This window comes from Escherichia sp. TW14182, from assembly GCF_000208525.1.
In the GTDB taxonomy this organism is placed as follows: domain Bacteria; phylum Pseudomonadota; class Gammaproteobacteria; order Enterobacterales; family Enterobacteriaceae; genus Escherichia; species Escherichia ruysiae.
In genome coordinates, this window is record NZ_AEJZ01000006.1 from 35072 (window position 1) to 50086 (window position 15015).

At 49.2% G+C, this 15015-nt stretch carries 15 protein-coding genes; 8 read left to right on the forward strand and 7 right to left on the reverse strand.

What is annotated here, in order from left to right:
• Window positions 1-74 precede the first annotated feature (74 nt).
• Both infC and thrS read right to left on the reverse strand, forming a co-directional pair.
• A complete protein-coding gene (gene infC, locus EQY_RS0100835) occupies window positions 75-617 on the reverse strand; it encodes a translation initiation factor IF-3 (RefSeq protein WP_001700733.1) in 543 nt (180 codons plus the stop codon).
• Window positions 618-620: 3 nt separating this feature from the next.
• Window positions 621-2549, reverse strand: coding sequence for a threonine--tRNA ligase (thrS, locus tag EQY_RS0100840; RefSeq protein WP_001144207.1), 1929 nt, complete (start codon window positions 2547-2549; stop codon window positions 621-623).
• Between the two features lie 300 nt (window positions 2550-2849).
• Here thrS and yniD point away from each other — a divergent pair, with 300 nt between their 5' ends.
• Entirely contained in the window at window positions 2850-2957 is a 108-nt protein-coding gene (yniD, locus tag EQY_RS0100845; RefSeq protein ID WP_001142445.1) for a small membrane protein YniD, read from the forward strand.
• Between the two features lie 59 nt (window positions 2958-3016).
• Here the strand turns inward: yniD and EQY_RS0100850 are convergent, their stop codons facing one another.
• The gene (locus EQY_RS0100850; RefSeq protein WP_000771389.1) at window positions 3017-3775 is read right to left on the reverse strand and encodes a DUF481 domain-containing protein; all 759 of its coding nucleotides are present in this window, start codon (window positions 3773-3775) and stop codon (window positions 3017-3019) included.
• Between the two features lie 286 nt (window positions 3776-4061).
• Here EQY_RS0100850 and pfkB point away from each other — a divergent pair, with 286 nt between their 5' ends.
• The 3 genes from pfkB to EQY_RS0100865 all read left to right on the forward strand — a co-directional run bounded on the left by pfkB (window position 4062) and on the right by EQY_RS0100865 (window position 6349).
• Window positions 4062-4994: a 6-phosphofructokinase II gene (pfkB, locus tag EQY_RS0100855; protein ID WP_000251748.1), complete on the forward strand. Its 933-nt coding sequence runs from the start codon at window positions 4062-4064 to the stop codon at window positions 4992-4994.
• 98 nt (window positions 4995-5092) lie between these two features.
• Window positions 5093-5383: a type V toxin-antitoxin system endoribonuclease antitoxin GhoS gene (gene ghoS, locus EQY_RS0100860; protein ID WP_000896963.1), complete on the forward strand. Its 291-nt coding sequence runs from the start codon at window positions 5093-5095 to the stop codon at window positions 5381-5383.
• Between the two features lie 105 nt (window positions 5384-5488).
• Window positions 5489-6349, forward strand: a complete 861-nt coding sequence (locus tag EQY_RS0100865) for a fructosamine kinase family protein (RefSeq protein WP_000267674.1) — start codon at window positions 5489-5491, stop codon at window positions 6347-6349.
• 40 nt (window positions 6350-6389) lie between these two features.
• Here EQY_RS0100865 and EQY_RS0100870 read toward each other — a convergent pair whose 3' ends face one another.
• Window positions 6390-6926 carry a YniB family protein gene (locus EQY_RS0100870; RefSeq protein WP_000222184.1) on the reverse strand — a complete coding sequence of 179 codons (537 nt, stop codon included), beginning with the start codon at window positions 6924-6926 and terminating at the stop codon, window positions 6390-6392.
• Window positions 6927-7072: 146 nt separating this feature from the next.
• Between EQY_RS0100870 and hxpB the strand changes: the two genes are divergently transcribed.
• From hxpB to tcyP, 3 genes are all read left to right on the forward strand, one after another.
• Window positions 7073-7741 carry a hexitol phosphatase HxpB gene (gene hxpB / locus EQY_RS0100875; protein WP_000106829.1) on the forward strand — a complete coding sequence of 223 codons (669 nt, stop codon included), beginning with the start codon at window positions 7073-7075 and terminating at the stop codon, window positions 7739-7741.
• Between the two features lie 162 nt (window positions 7742-7903).
• Window positions 7904-8494 (forward strand): metal-dependent hydrolase, encoded by a 591-nt coding sequence (locus tag EQY_RS0100880; RefSeq protein WP_010345892.1) that lies wholly within the window; start codon window positions 7904-7906, stop codon window positions 8492-8494.
• Window positions 8495-8626: 132 nt separating this feature from the next.
• Window positions 8627-10018: a cystine/sulfocysteine:cation symporter gene (gene tcyP, locus EQY_RS0100885; RefSeq protein ID WP_001010734.1), complete on the forward strand. Its 1392-nt coding sequence runs from the start codon at window positions 8627-8629 to the stop codon at window positions 10016-10018.
• A gap of 45 nt (window positions 10019-10063) precedes the next feature.
• On the opposite strand, the gene cedA is transcribed toward tcyP, so the two are convergent.
• Window positions 10064-10327: a cell division activator CedA gene (gene cedA / locus EQY_RS0100890; RefSeq protein WP_001241547.1), complete on the reverse strand. Its 264-nt coding sequence runs from the start codon at window positions 10325-10327 to the stop codon at window positions 10064-10066.
• Between the two features lie 182 nt (window positions 10328-10509).
• On the opposite strand from cedA, the gene katE reads away from it, so the two are divergent.
• On the forward strand, window positions 10510-12771 hold the full coding sequence (gene katE / locus EQY_RS0100895; RefSeq protein WP_000077864.1) for a catalase HPII: 2262 nt from the start codon (window positions 10510-10512) through the stop codon (window positions 12769-12771).
• A 46-nt stretch (window positions 12772-12817) separates the two neighbouring features.
• Here the strand turns inward: katE and chbG are convergent, their stop codons facing one another.
• On the reverse strand, window positions 12818-13576 hold the full coding sequence (chbG, locus tag EQY_RS0100900; RefSeq protein WP_000440425.1) for a chitin disaccharide deacetylase: 759 nt from the start codon (window positions 13574-13576) through the stop codon (window positions 12818-12820).
• Window positions 13577-13588: 12 nt separating this feature from the next.
• On the reverse strand, window positions 13589-14941 hold the full coding sequence (gene celF, locus EQY_RS0100905; protein ID WP_000078790.1) for a 6-phospho-beta-glucosidase: 1353 nt from the start codon (window positions 14939-14941) through the stop codon (window positions 13589-13591).
• Window positions 14942-15015: the final 74 nt, after the last annotated feature.

The following is a 15015-nucleotide window of genomic DNA, read 5'->3' on the forward strand; positions in this document are numbered from 1 at the left end:
GCATTGTTGATAAACAGAAACAAAGGCGAATCACCCTGTGAGCCGAAGCTCACAGGAATGATTACTTGATGGCCTTACTGTTTCTTCTTAGGAGCGAGCACCATGATCATCTGGCGGCCTTCGATCTTCGTTGGGAAGGATTCGACCACTGCCAGTTCTTGCAAATCGTCTTTCACGCGATTAAGCACTTCCATACCGATTTGCTGGTGCGCCATCTCACGACCACGGAAACGCAGTGTGATTTTGGCTTTGTCACCCTCTTCCAGAAAGCGAATCAGGCTGCGGAGTTTTACCTGATAGTCGCCTTCATCTGTACCAGGACGGAATTTGATTTCCTTAACCTGGATAACTTTTTGCTTTTTCTTCTGTTCCTTAGAAGACTTGCTCTTTTCATAGAGGAATTTGCCGTAATCCATGATACGACAAACCGGCGGCTCGGCGTTAGGGCTGATCTCGACTAAGTCTACTCCGGCTTCTTCTGCTTTCTCCAGAGCTTCTCTCAGACTCACAATACCAAGCTGCTCGCCTTCCAGACCTGTTAAGCGAACTTCCTGGGCGCGAATTTCGCCATTGATACGGTTAGGGCGCGCCGTTTGAACTCGTTTTCCGCCTTTAATACCTTATTCCTCCAATTGTTTAAGACTGCGGCTGCGAATCTCTTGTTGCAGCTTCTCGATCACTTCATTTACGTCCATGCTTCCCAGGTCTTTACCACGGCGGGTGCGAACGGCAACTTTGCCAGATTCCACCTCTTTATCACCACAGACCAGCATATATGGGACGCGACGCAAAGTGTGCTCGCGGATTTTAAAGCCAATCTTCTCATTTCTCAAGTCTGCTTTAACACGAATGCCCGCATTTGATAGTTTTTGCGTCAATTCGTTAACGTATTCAGACTGAGAATCGGTAATGTTCATGATAACAACCTGCACTGGCGCAAGCCAGGTCGGGAAGAAACCAGCGAACTCTTCGGTCAGGATACCAATGAAACGTTCCATTGACCCCAGAATTGCGCGGTGAATCATTACCGGAACCTTACGCTCGTTGTCTTCGCCTACATAGGAGGCGCTCAGACGAGACGGCAAGGAGAAGTCCAGCTGTACTGTACCGCACTGCCATGCACGATCGAGGCAGTCATACAGGGTAAATTCAATTTTCGGACCGTAGAAAGCGCCTTCACCCAGTTGATATTCAAACGGGATGTTGTTTTCTTCCAGCGCAACCGCCAGATCCGCCTCAGCACGATCCCACATTTCGTCGCTACCAATACGTTTTTCAGGACGAGTGGAAAGTTTGACCACGATTTTTTCGAAGCCAAAAGTGCTGTACATATCATAGACTAAACGGATACATCCGTTAACTTCATCGCGAATTTGTTCTTCAGTACAGAAGATATGCGCGTCATCCTGGGTAAAACCACGTACACGCATCAGGCCATGCAGAGAACCTGACGGCTCGTTACGATGGCAGCTACCGAACTCGGCCATACGCAGCGGCAGATCGCGATACGACTTCAGCCCCTGGTTGAAAATTTGTACGTGACCCGGGCAGTTCATCGGCTTAATGCAGTATTCACGGTTCTCTGAAGACGTGGTGAACATCGCATCTTTGTAGTTGTCCCAGTGACCGGTTTTTTCCCACAGGACGCGGTCCATCATGAACGGACCTTTTACTTCCTGATACTGGTACTCTTTCAGTTTAGAACGAACGAACACTTCCAGTTCGCGGAAGATTGTCCAGCCGTCGTTGTGCCAGAATACCATACCCGGTGCTTCTTCCTGCATATGATACAGGTCAAGCTGCTTACCGATTTTACGGTGATCGCGTTTAGCGGCTTCTTCCAGGCGCTGCAGGTAAGCGTTGAGGGCTTTTTTATCTGCCCACGCAGTACCGTAAATACGCTGCAACATTTTGTTGTTGCTGTCGCCGCGCCAGTAAGCGCCTGCCGTTTTCATCAGTTTGAAATGATGGCAGAAACGCATATTCGGTACGTGCGGACCACGGCACATATCGACATATTCTTCATGGAAATAGAGGCCTGGCTGGTCATCATGGGCAATATTTTCGTCCAGGATGGAGACTTTATAGCTCTCGCCGCGTTTAACAAACGTTTCACGCGCTTCGTGCCAGCTGACTTTCTTCTTAATGACGTCGTAGTTTTTCTCAGCAAGCTCATGCATCCGCTTCTCGAGTGCTTCGACATCTTCCTGGGTTAACGTGCGGTCAAGATCAACGTCGTAATAGAAACCGTTGTCAATAACCGGGCCGATTGCCATTTTGGTATGCGGCCAAAGTTGTTTAATCGCGTGCCCTAACAGGTGCGCGCAGGAGTGACGAATGATCTCCAGACCTTCTTCGTCTTTTGCGGTAATGATCGACAGTTGTGCGTCGTTTTCAATCAGATCGCAAGCATCAACCAGCTCACCATTTACGCGCCCTGCGATACAGGCTTTCGCCAGACCTGGACCAATGTCCAGCGCAACATCCATGGGACTGACAGCGTGGTCGTAATGGCGTTGGCTGCCATCAGGAAGAGTAATAACAGGCATGTTATATCCTTATTTGCAGTGGTGACCCATACGCAAGATCACATACAAAGATTCATATGAAATTTACCAAAAAGGTTTGGGCTGATTCCCGCTTCACTCTGCGAAATATGTCACAACATGCTGATTAGCGATGCCAGACCTACACCCACTTTCTGATAATACCGTCTGGCAGTTTACACGGTATTTGTTATCGGGCAAAGCGGCAATCATCATGATCGAAATGATATAAATCAATACAGGCAACGCCTGCCCATTTTGTTACACTCGGATATTGACCACTCGAAATACGCAGGAAAACACATGCCGACAAAACGTTTTGACAAAAAACACTGGAAGATGGTGGTGGTGCTACTGGCTATTTGTGGCGCTATGCTGTTACTGCGTTGGGCGGCAATGATTTGGGGTTGAATGGTAGAACGCTATTAGCTAACGAAAAAGCCAGACCGCTCGTCGCGGCCCGGCAGTAATTACATTTTATATCCCAGCGATAACGTTGTTCGGCGATCGGTATGTTCTGGAGCCGATTCAGGCGGTTCAGAGTTCCATGTAACGTTGTACGCCACCTTCAGACCGAAATGTTCATTAATAGCCACATTTAACGCGCTTTCCGAGTTCAGTGTCGTATCTTCTGCGCCAAAGACGGAAACACCCTGGGTAATTTTCGCGTTGTCGGTCAACTGCCACGCGTAAGCCCCGGAAGCATAACCCAGCGGCTGGGTTTTACTGGCATTGTCGGTATATTTGTCGTAACGCACGCCAGGACCGAATTCAAAGCGGAAGCTGTGTACCGGGCCATTCAAAAACTGGCGACCATAACCCGCAGTCAACACATCGCGTTCGCGATAACCGTTATAGCGGTCTGTCAGCCAGCTTGCCTGACCAAATAAATAGTCATAGTCAGTTAAATTAAAACGGCTACGCCCGCCCGCCGCATATTTTTCCGAAGAACGCTCATCGTTAGAAGAAGTATTACTGGCATTCCCCCACAGCGACCAGGCAGTAGAATGCCCATACCAGGTCATAGTGGTATCAGCCGTTAGTGAAGAACTTTTCGTGTTACCTGATTGTGCAAGGTAGCCTGCATTCAGATTACCTTCAAAAGGTTTTTTGGCGCTGGCAGGATCGTCCATGACAGTAAAAACGGAATCATCGGCAGCTGCATTCAGAGACGCAAACATACCCCCCGCCAGCATAACGATGGCAGGAACTGTCTTCAAAAGCTTCATTTATTAAAAGTCCGTACAACAAAAAAAGAGACCATCGCGGTCCCGGAAACTTTCTTAAGGATCAAAGAGTAGCGTCCCTGGAAAGGTGACAAATTATAAAAAGGAGTGAAAAACTTAGCAACGACTTCTTATTTCATTTTTTGAATAAGCACATTATGAAAACAAATATTTATTTATATATCTTCATCTTATTAATTTCATATAAATATCCAATAAATCATATTGTTAATTTCTTCACTTTCCACTGATTCAGTGCCAGACTGAAATCAGCCTATAGGAGGAAATGATGGTACGTATCTATACGTTGACACTTGCGCCCTCTCTCGATAGCGCAACAATTACCCCGCAAATTTATCCCGAAGGAAAACTGCGTTGTACCGCACCGGTGTTCGAGCCTGGTGGCGGCGGTATTAACGTCGCCCGCGCCATTGCCCACCTTGGTGGGAGCGCCACGGCAATCTTCCCGGCTGGCGGAGCGACTGGCGAACATCTGGTTTCACTGCTGTCTGATGAAAATGTCCCGGTTGCGACTGTCGAAGCAAAAGACTGGACCCGCCAGAATCTGCACGTACATGTGGAATCTACAGGTGAACAGTACCGATTTGTCATGCCTGGCGCGACATTAAGTGACGATGAATTTCGTCAACTTGAAGAGCAAGTTCTGGAAATTGAATCTGGAGCCATTCTGGTCATAAGCGGAAGCCTGCCCCCAGGTGTGAAGCTGGAAAAATTAACTCAGCTTATTTCAGCTGCGCAAAGACAAGGGATTCGCTGCATCGTCGACAGTTCTGGCGAGGCTTTAAGTGCAGCCCTGGCCATTGGCAACATTGAACTGGTTAAACCTAACCAGAAAGAGCTAAGCGCACTGGTTAACCGCGAACTCACCCAGCCTGATGATGTACGCAAAGCCGCGCAGGAAATCGTTAATAGCGGCAAAGCCAAACGGGTTGTCGTTTCCCTTGGCCCGCAGGGCGCGCTGGGGGTGGACAGCGAAAACTGCATTCAGGTTGTGCCACCACCGGTGAAAAGCCAGAGTACCGTCGGTGCAGGTGACAGCATGGTCGGCGCGATGACGCTGAAGCTGGCAGAAAATGCCTCTCTTGCAGAGATGGTTCGTTTTGGGGTCGCTGCGGGCAGCGCCGCCACGCTCAATCAAGGAACTCGTCTGTGCTCCCATGACGATACGCAAAAAATTTACGCTTACCTTTCCCACTTATAGAGATATTCCCCCAATCATTGGGGGAATCACCATAAACCTGTCGACAACGCGTTTCTCCGACTATGCTAAAAAATCACGTGATAACAAAGAGGTGAATTATGGCTGGGGGCGATCTTGTCCGTTATGTCATTACTGTCATGTTGCATGAAGACACATTAACTGAAATTAATGAGTTAAATAACTTTCTGACACGCGACGGTTTTTTACTGACCATGACGGATGATGACGGAAATATCCATGAGCTGGGAACGAACACCTTTGGGCTTATCAGTACTCAAAGTGAAGATGAAATAAGAGAGCTGGTTGCCGCACTCACCCAAAGCGCCACAGGCAAAGACCCAGAGATCATGATCACCACCTGGGAGGACTGGCATAGCAACAGAAAATAAATGGTTTTTGGGCAATAATCAGTCTGTGGTGTGCGTTAGCTCGTGTTTTTGCACCGCATTCCTGCGCTAACCTTATGATCTGGCAGACAACATGGGAGAGACATCATGTGGCAGGCAATCAGTCGTCTTTTGAGCGAGCAGTTAGGTGAAGGCGAAATCGAACTGCGTAATGAACTGCCTGGCGGAGAAGTCCATGCCGCATGGCATTTACGCTACGCAGGACGTGACTTTTTCGTCAAATGTGATGAAAGGGAACTGCTTTCCGGTTTTACCGCCGAAGCCGACCAGCTGGAATTACTGTCGCGCAGTAAAACGGTCAGCGTGCCTAAAGTCTGGGCTGTTGGCGCTGACCGCGACTACAGTTTTTTGGTGATGGACTATCTCCCGCCCCGCCCGTTGGATGCACATAACGCATTTATTTTAGGACAGCAAATTGCGCACCTGCATCAATGGAGTGACCAGCCGCAATTTGGCCTCGATTTCGATAACGCACTTTCCACTACTCCACAACCCAATACCTGGCAACGTCGCTGGTCAACGTTCTTTGCTGAACAACGTATTGGCTGGCAACTGGAACTGGCAGCAGAAAAAGGGATCGCCTTCGGCAATATCGACTCCATCGTCGAGCATATTAAGCAACGCCTGAGCTCTCATCAGCCACAGCCATCACTGTTACACGGCGATTTATGGTCTGGAAACTGCGCTCTGGGCCCGGAGGGGCCGTATATATTCGACCCTGCTTGTTACTGGGGCGACAGAGAGTGCGATCTGGCGATGTTGCCACTGCATACCGAACAGCCGCCACAAATCTATGACGGCTATCAGTCCGTTTCACCGCTACCGGCAGATTTCCTCGAACGTCAACCAATTTACCAACTCTACACGTTGCTTAACCGTGCAAGGTTGTTTGGCGGGCAGCATTTGGTTATTGCCCAGCAGTCACTGGATAGATTGTTAGCTGCGTGATGTGGATTGATGATAATGGCCGCTCCATGCGGCCTTTTACTTAAATAAATCCAAGCAAAGAAAAGAACACATACCCCGCAGCAATACAAATTACCGGCAGAATATAGAGTGAGAAAATCTGTAAGAAAATAGTATGGTGTGGCACAACAATGCGTGACTCAATCTGTTCACGCGTTAACCCCTCTTCCCCTTTAGCCTTCTCCAGAATGAGTTGATCCTCAACACCTTCGCGCAAAAAGCGCGCCTGGCGGCTCATACGGGCACCAGAGTCTTGCAGCGCAAGCCCCACAAATATCAGGATGAAAATCACCCAAAACATAACGTTCACGCCACCATTAAAATTGGGCGTCGGTGAGTTGTACCAGAACAGATTCAGAAAAGGCGTATTCGCCTGCATCATATCGATCATGACATGCGCAAAGTCGAGCATTACAGCATTGATACCTTCCTGGGATTCTTGCCGGACATTCATAAACTTCAGCAAGGAAATTAACGTGGAAACAAGTGTCGGTATAAAAATCACCCAACCCAAAATCCTTTTCAAAACAGCAATGCGTCCAGCTTGTTGATACGTCATGAGTTCTCCTTGATTAAGACGCGTCGTTTCAATTAGTTTACCTGTAGATATCTGTTTTCGCCCATTCTTTAAAGGCGATATGATAGGCGCTTAATCATAAGCACTGCTTAATACCTTACACATAATGCTCTAAAGGAGAGGTTGTAATGTCAACCCCGCGTCAGATTCTTGCTGCAATTTTCGATATGGATGGATTACTTATCGACTCAGAACCTTTATGGGATCGAGCCGAACTGGATGTGATGGCAAGCCTGGGGGTAGATATCTCCCGTCGTAACGAGCTACCGGACACCTTAGGTTTACGCATCGATATGGTGGTCGATCTGTGGTATGCCCGGCAACCGTGGAATGGGCCGAGTCGTCAGGAGGTAGTTGAACGGGTTATTGCCCGTGCCATTTCACTGGTTGAAGAGACACGACCATTACTACCTGGTGTGCGTGAGGCCGTTGCGCTATGCAAAGAACAAGGATTATTGGTAGGTCTGGCCTCCGCGTCACCGTTACATATGCTGGAGAAAGTACTGACCATGTTTGACTTACGTGATAGTTTCGATGCCCTCGCCTCCGCCGAAAAGCTGCCTTACAGCAAGCCGCATCCACAAGTGTATCTCGACTGTGCAGCAAAACTGGGCGTTGATCCTCTCGCCTGCGTGGCGCTGGAAGACTCTGTAAATGGCATGATCGCCTCTAAAGCGGCACGTATGCGTTCTATCGTTGTCCCCGCGCCCGAAGCGCAAAATGATCCCCGTTTTGTGTTGGCAAACGTAAAACTTTCCTCTCTCACCGAATTGACCGCGACCGACCTCCTCGGCTAATAAAATCGGGCAGTGCCATAACTGCCCCTGGCTTTTTATCTGAATTTTTATTCAACTGGCGGATTTATCATCATTTTGTGATAAAGAGTTACACCGTCACCACTTCCGCGCACTGTATAAAAATCCTATACTGTACGTATCGACAGTTTAGTGAGTTTTATCATGACGGCGGAAGGTCACCTTCTCTTTTCTATTGCTTGTGCGGTATTTGCCAAAAATGCCGAGCTGACGCCCGTGCTGGCACAGGGTGACTGGTGGCATATTGTCCCTTCCGCGATCTTAACGTGTCTGTTACCGGACATCGACCACCCAAAATCGTTTCTTGGGCAGCGATTAAGGTGGATATCAAAACCCATTGCCCGCGCATTTGGACACCGTGGATTTACCCACAGTTTGCTGGCTGTATTTGCCCTGCTGGCAACCTTTTATCTCAAGGTGCCGGAAAGCTGGTTTATTCCGGCTGATGCACTGCAAGGTATGGTGCTGGGTTATTTGAGTCATATTCTTGCCGATATGCTGACACCGGCTGGTGTTCCCCTGCTCTGGCCGTGTCGCTGGCGCTTTCGCCTGCCAATTCTGGTGCCACAAAAGGGCAATCAGCTGGAACGTTTTCTCTGCATGGCATTATTTGTCTGGTCGGTGTGGATGCCCCATTCCCTGCCTGAAAACAGCGCGGTTCGTTGGTCATCGCAAATGATCAATACCTTGCAGATCCAGTTTCATCGCCTTATTAAGCACCAGGTTGAATACTAAAAAGGCAAAAATCACCTTTCTGGAATAAGCAATTCCATTTGAATATAAGAGCCAGCTCACAGTTCTGTTAATCTTGCGCCAACACTATGACTGTTACACAGTGATAGAAATAATAAGATCAGGAGAACGGGGATGAACTTTCCATTAATTGCGAACATCGTAGTGTTCGTTGTTCTGCTGTTTGTGCTGGCTCAGGCCCGCCACAAACAGTGGAGTCTGGCAAAAAAAGTGCTGGTGGGTCTGGTGATGGGCGTGGTCTTTGGCCTTGCTCTGCATACCATTTATGGTTCTGACAGCCAGGTACTTAAAGATTCTGTACAGTGGTTTAACATTGTCGGTAACGGCTATGTTCAGCTACTGCAAATGATCGTTATGCCGTTAGTATTCGCCTCTATTCTGAGCGCGGTTGCTCGCCTGCATAACGCATCTCAGTTAGGAAAAATCAGTTTTCTGACCATCGGTACGCTGCTGTTTACCACGCTGATTGCGGCGCTGGTTGGTGTGCTGGTGACTAACCTGTTTGGTCTGACTGCTGAAGGTCTGGTTCAGGGTGGCGCTGAGACTGCTCGCCTGAACGCTATTGAAAGCAACTATGTTGGTAAAGTCGCAGATTTAAGTGTTCCGCAACTCATTCTGTCTTTTATCCCGAAAAATCCGTTTGCCGATCTGACCGGTGCGAATCCGACATCAATTATCAGCGTGGTAATTTTTGCGGCATTCCTGGGTGTAGCTGCGCTGAAACTGCTGAAAGATGATGCGCCGAAAGGTGAACGCGTCTTAACAGCTATCGACACACTGCAAAGCTGGGTGATGAAACTGGTTCGCCTGGTCATGCAACTCACCCCTTACGGCGTGCTTGCGCTGATGACCAAAGTGGTTGCCGGTTCCAACCTGCAAGACATCATTAAGCTGGGTAGCTTCGTTGTCGCGTCCTACCTGGGTCTTATCATTATGTTTGCGGTGCATGGCATTCTGCTGGGTATTAATGGCGTCAGCCCGCTGAAATACTTCCGCAAAGTGTGGCCGGTGCTGACATTTGCTTTCACCAGCCGTTCCAGTGCTGCGTCTATTCCACTGAACGTTGAAGCACAAACGCGTCGTCTGGGTGTTCCTGAATCTATCGCCAGTTTTGCCGCCTCTTTCGGGGCGACCATTGGTCAAAACGGCTGTGCCGGGTTGTATCCGGCAATGCTGGCCGTAATGGTAGCGCCAACGGTGGGTATTAACCCGCTGGATCCGATGTGGATTGCAACTTTGGTCGGTATTGTTACCGTCAGTTCTGCCGGTGTTGCAGGTGTTGGTGGTGGTGCGACATTCGCCGCGTTGATTGTTCTGCCAGCGATGGGCTTGCCGGTAACGCTGGTGGCTTTGTTAATCTCCGTTGAACCGCTTATCGATATGGGTCGAACTGCATTGAACGTGAGCGGCTCAATGACCGCAGGTACGCTGACCAGCCAGTGGCTTAAGCAAACCGATAAGTCCATTCTGGACAGCGAAGACGACGCCGAACTGGCACACCGTTAATCCTGGTTTATAACGCAAAACGCCTGTCCTTCGACAGGCGTTTATTTATTCTTCGATCTCATTTTCCTGGCGCACCTGATTAGCCCAACGCTGAGCCGACTCCGGCACATTAAACGCAGGTGAGCGCAAGAATGATTCCCCAACCAGCACAAACGCAACATATTTGCCACGCAGCATCCAGACATCGCGAAACGAATCCATCTTAATCGCATGTTCTGGCGGCGCAGGTTCCGTGCGAGGAACATAGCTAATAATCGGGCGGTTTTGCTGACGTAGCGGTTTCTTCATTACTGGCTTCACTAAACGCATATTAAAAATCAGAAAAATTGTAGTTTAGCTGATTTACCCCCCGTCCGTCCTGCTTTGCGTATATTCCCGAATACCTTCTCTGGCACCGCTTCCAGAGCGAGATCACCCTGATGGTCTATAGTTAGAGGGTTTTTTGACCAAAACAGCGGCCCTTTCAGTAATGAATTAAGGAGACGAGTTCAATGTCGCAACATAACGAAAAGAACCCACATCAGCACCAGTCACCACTACACGACTCCAGCGAAGCGAAACCGGGAATGGACTCACTGGCACCTGAAGACGGATCTCATCGTCCAGCGGCTGAACCGACCCCGCCAGGCGCACAACCTACCGCCCCTGGGAGTCTGAAAGCTCCTGATACGCGTAACGAAAAACTAAACTCTCTGGAAGACGTACGCAAAGGCAGTGAAAATTATGCGCTGACCACTAATCAGGGCGTGCGCATCGCCGACGATCAAAACTCACTGCGAGCCGGTAGCCGTGGTCCAACGCTGCTGGAAGATTTTATTCTGCGCGAGAAAATCACCCACTTCGACCATGAACGTATCCCGGAACGTATCGTTCACGCGCGTGGGTCAGCCGCTCACGGTTATTTCCAGCCATATAAAAACTTAAGCGATATCACCAAAGCCGACTTCCTGTCAGATCCGAACAAAATTACCCCGGTGTTCGTGCGTTTCTCTACCGTTCAGGGTGGCGCAGGTTCGGCAGATACGGTGCGTGATATCCGTGGTTTCGCCACCAAGTTCTATACCGAAGAAGGCATTTTTGATCTTGTGGGTAACAACACGCCTGTCTTCTTTATTCAGGATGCACACAAATTTCCGGACTTTGTTCATGCGGTAAAACCAGAACCGCACTGGGCAATTCCGCAAGGGCAAAGCGCCCACGACACCTTCTGGGATTATGTTTCCCTGCAACCAGAAACGCTCCACAACGTGATGTGGGCGATGTCAGATCGCGGAATACCACGCAGTTACCGCACCATGGAAGGCTTCGGCATTCACACCTTCCGCCTGATTAACGCCGAAGGTAAAGCAACCTTTGTGCGTTTCCACTGGAAACCACTGGCAGGTAAAGCCTCGCTGGTTTGGGATGAAGCGCAGAAACTTACCGGACGTGATCCAGACTTCCACCGCCGCGAACTGTGGGAAGCCATTGAAGCAGGCGACTTCCCGGAGTATGAACTGGGCTTCCAGTTGATCCCCGAAGAAGATGAATTCAAATTCGACTTCGACCTGCTTGACCCAACGAAACTCATCCCGGAAGAGTTAGTCCCCGTTCAGCGCGTCGGCAAAATGGTGCTTAACCGTAACCCGGATAACTTCTTTGCCGAAAACGAACAGGCAGCTTTCCATCCTGGTCATATTGTCCCCGGTCTGGATTTCACCAACGATCCGCTGTTGCAGGGGCGTTTGTTCTCCTATACCGATACACAAATCAGCCGTCTTGGCGGGCCGAATTTTCATGAAATTCCGATTAATCGCCCTACCTGCCCGTACCACAATTTCCAGCGTGACGGTATGCATCGGATGGGAATCGACACTAACCCGGCGAATTACGAACCGAACTCGATCAACGATAACTGGCCGCGCGAAACGCCGCCGGGGCCAAAACGCGGTGGATTTGAATCATACCAGGAGCGCGTGGAAGGCAATAAAGTGCGGGAGCGCAGCCCATCATTTGGCGAATACTATTCGCATCCGCGCCTGTTCTGGTTAAGTCAGACGCCGTTCGAGCAACGCCATATTGTCGATGGTTTCAGCTTTGAGTTAAGCAAAGTTGTACGACCTTATATTCGTGAACGCGTCGTTGACCAGTTGGCGCATATTGATCTGACTCTGGCGCAGGCGGTAGCAAAAAATCTCGGTATCGAACTGACTGACGATCAGCTGAATATTACGCCGCCACCTGACGTAAACGGGCTGATAAAAGATCCTGCGTTGAGTCTGTATGCCATTCCTGATGGTGATGTGAAAGGTCGTGTGGTAGCGATTTTGCTTAATGATGAAGTGAGATCGGCAGACCTTCTGTCAATCCTCAAGGCGCTGAAAGCTAAAGGCGTTCATGCCAAACTGCTTTATTCGCGGATGGGGGAAGTGACTGCCGATGACGGTACGATGCTGCCAATAGCCGCTACCTTTGCCGGGGCACCATCGCTGACGGTCGATGCGGTGATTGTCCCTTGCGGCAATATCGCCGATATTGCCGACAACGGCGATGCAAACTATTACCTGATGGAAGCCTACAAACACCTTAAACCGATTGCGCTGGCAGGAGACGCACGCAAGTTTAAGGCGACAATCAAGGTTGATGACCAGGGTGAAGAAGGGATCGTGGAAGCCGACAGCGCCGACGGTAGTTTTATGGATGAACTATTAACGCTAATGGCAGCGCACCGCGTATGGTCACGTATTCCTAAGATTGATAAAATTCCGGCGTAAATATGAATAAAGTCACTCCCCTAGGGGAGTGACTTTACAAACTATCTTACACATCAAGATAACTACCCAACCGATAACCTCGCTCGGCAATGGCATACTTCAACGATGCTGATGTCAACACTTCCAGCTCCGTTAACCGTGGAAAGCAATAAGCACTCTGGCGAATTGTATTATCGACAAACGCCGGATGGCACATCACTTCCAACGAACGTTCACCGCGATGGCTGGAATCATCCAGCACTTGCAGAAACAGTGACTCGCTAATCTCTTCACCATAGAACGCGCTACTGAAGCCCTGCGAACTGCGCAATTTAGCGGGTAAATCACCATCGCTAAATAACGGCTGACGGTCGATGCGCAACGCAATCCCCTCTTCAGCCGCAAACTTTGCCACAATCGGGAAAATCTGCGGGAACATATGCACATGATGATGGCTATCAAGATGTGTAGGTTTGCGCCCAAATAGCTCAATGAAACGCAGATACTGACAGGCAAGTTCCTGAGCAATTTCCTTTAGCGGTAAAGCATCTTCTTCCGCCAGTTGCCAGATCCACTTCCCCAGCACGCCTTCGCGGGTTAAACCCGGCATTGCAGTCAGCGGCTTGCCCATGGTGAGAACAAAATGCATCCCAACTGCCAGGCTCGGTTCATCACGACTCAACTGCACCACATGGTCGATAGCTTCACCATTCACCAGCGCCGTCGTTGACGTGACAATACCGTTTCGACAGGCCTCGATAATGCCGTAGTTCTGACCTTTGCTTAAGCCAAAATCATCGGCATTAACAATCAGTAAGCGTTCCATAATCAGCCCCGGTTAATGTGCTTTTTTGAGTTCTGCTATGCAGTCGGCAAAATTTGGCAGCCATTTCTCATGCGCCAGAATCATCTCACGCGCCAGCAACTCAGCATCGCGATCGGAATGCACCAACGGGCTAAGGTTTAGCGCCAGTAACACATCGTTAAATTCCCCGCTAAGTGCTGCGTTGCTGGCCGCAATCTCGAAGCCTTTGATGGTGTGAATCAGCCCCATCACTTTGTCATCGAAATGCGTAATGCGCGGATGTGGAGTCGCGCCATCGCGCCCCAGCGTGCAGGTCATTTCTACCGCCCAGTCTGCCGGAATATTATCAATATGCCCATGATGCGGGATATTAACGTAATGTTCCGTTTGCTTGTCGTTGTAGATAGCGTTAATGACTTCGCACGCTGCATCAGAGTAATAAGCTCCACCGCGCTGCTCCAGCTCTTTCGGTTTCACTTTCAGATCCGGGTTTTTATACAGATCAAAGAGTTGCTTCTCGACTTTCTGTACCACCTGCGCACGCGCGCCGCCTTTGTAATACTCACCCATTTCAATCGCCAGCATCTCTTTTTGCTTGAAGTAATAAAGCAAATAGGAACACGGCAACAGGTTCAGTGCCCGAATTAAGCCTTCGCTAAACGGCAGATCGAAAATGTTTTTTACGCCAGACGCTTTTAACTTCCCTGACGCCACGCCGTCGAGCAATTCGGCAAAACGTGATTTGCCATTTACCAACACATCCTTAATAAACACCATGTGGTTCAGGCCGAACAGATCGATAGATAAATCATCGTTCTCATTCAAGGCTAAAACATCGCCGATAAACATTTTCATACCAATCGGAATATTACATACGCCGATAAAGCGTTTAAATCCGCTATGACGATAAACCGCTTCAGTGACCATTCCCGCCGGGTTAGTGAAGTTGATCACCCACGCATTCGGACAAAGTTCTTCGACATCTTTTACGATGTCAAAAATCACAGGAATGGTGCGCAGACCTTTAAACAGGCCACCCGCACCATTAGTTTCCTGGCCAAGATAACCATGACTTAACGGAATACGTTCATCCAGTTCGCGTGCTGGTAATTGACCTACGCGCAGTTGGGTAGTGACAAAATCAGCCCCTTTCAGCGCCTCACGACGATCAAGCGTTTTATAAAGTTTAATCGGTACACCAGCGTTATCGATCATTCGCTGGCAGAGATCAAAGATAATATCCAGTTTTGCCTTACCACCTTCGACATCCACCAGCCATAATTCAGTCACTGGCAATTCGTGATAACGCTTAATAAACCCTTCCAGCAGTTCCGGGGTATAACTACTCCCGCCACCAATAGTGACGACTTTTAATTTCTGGCTCATAATTTCTCCCTTCATCAGGAAATACTGATATTCTTCATACCTGCCTCTACGTCAGGAATATCCCGGTCTCCCCA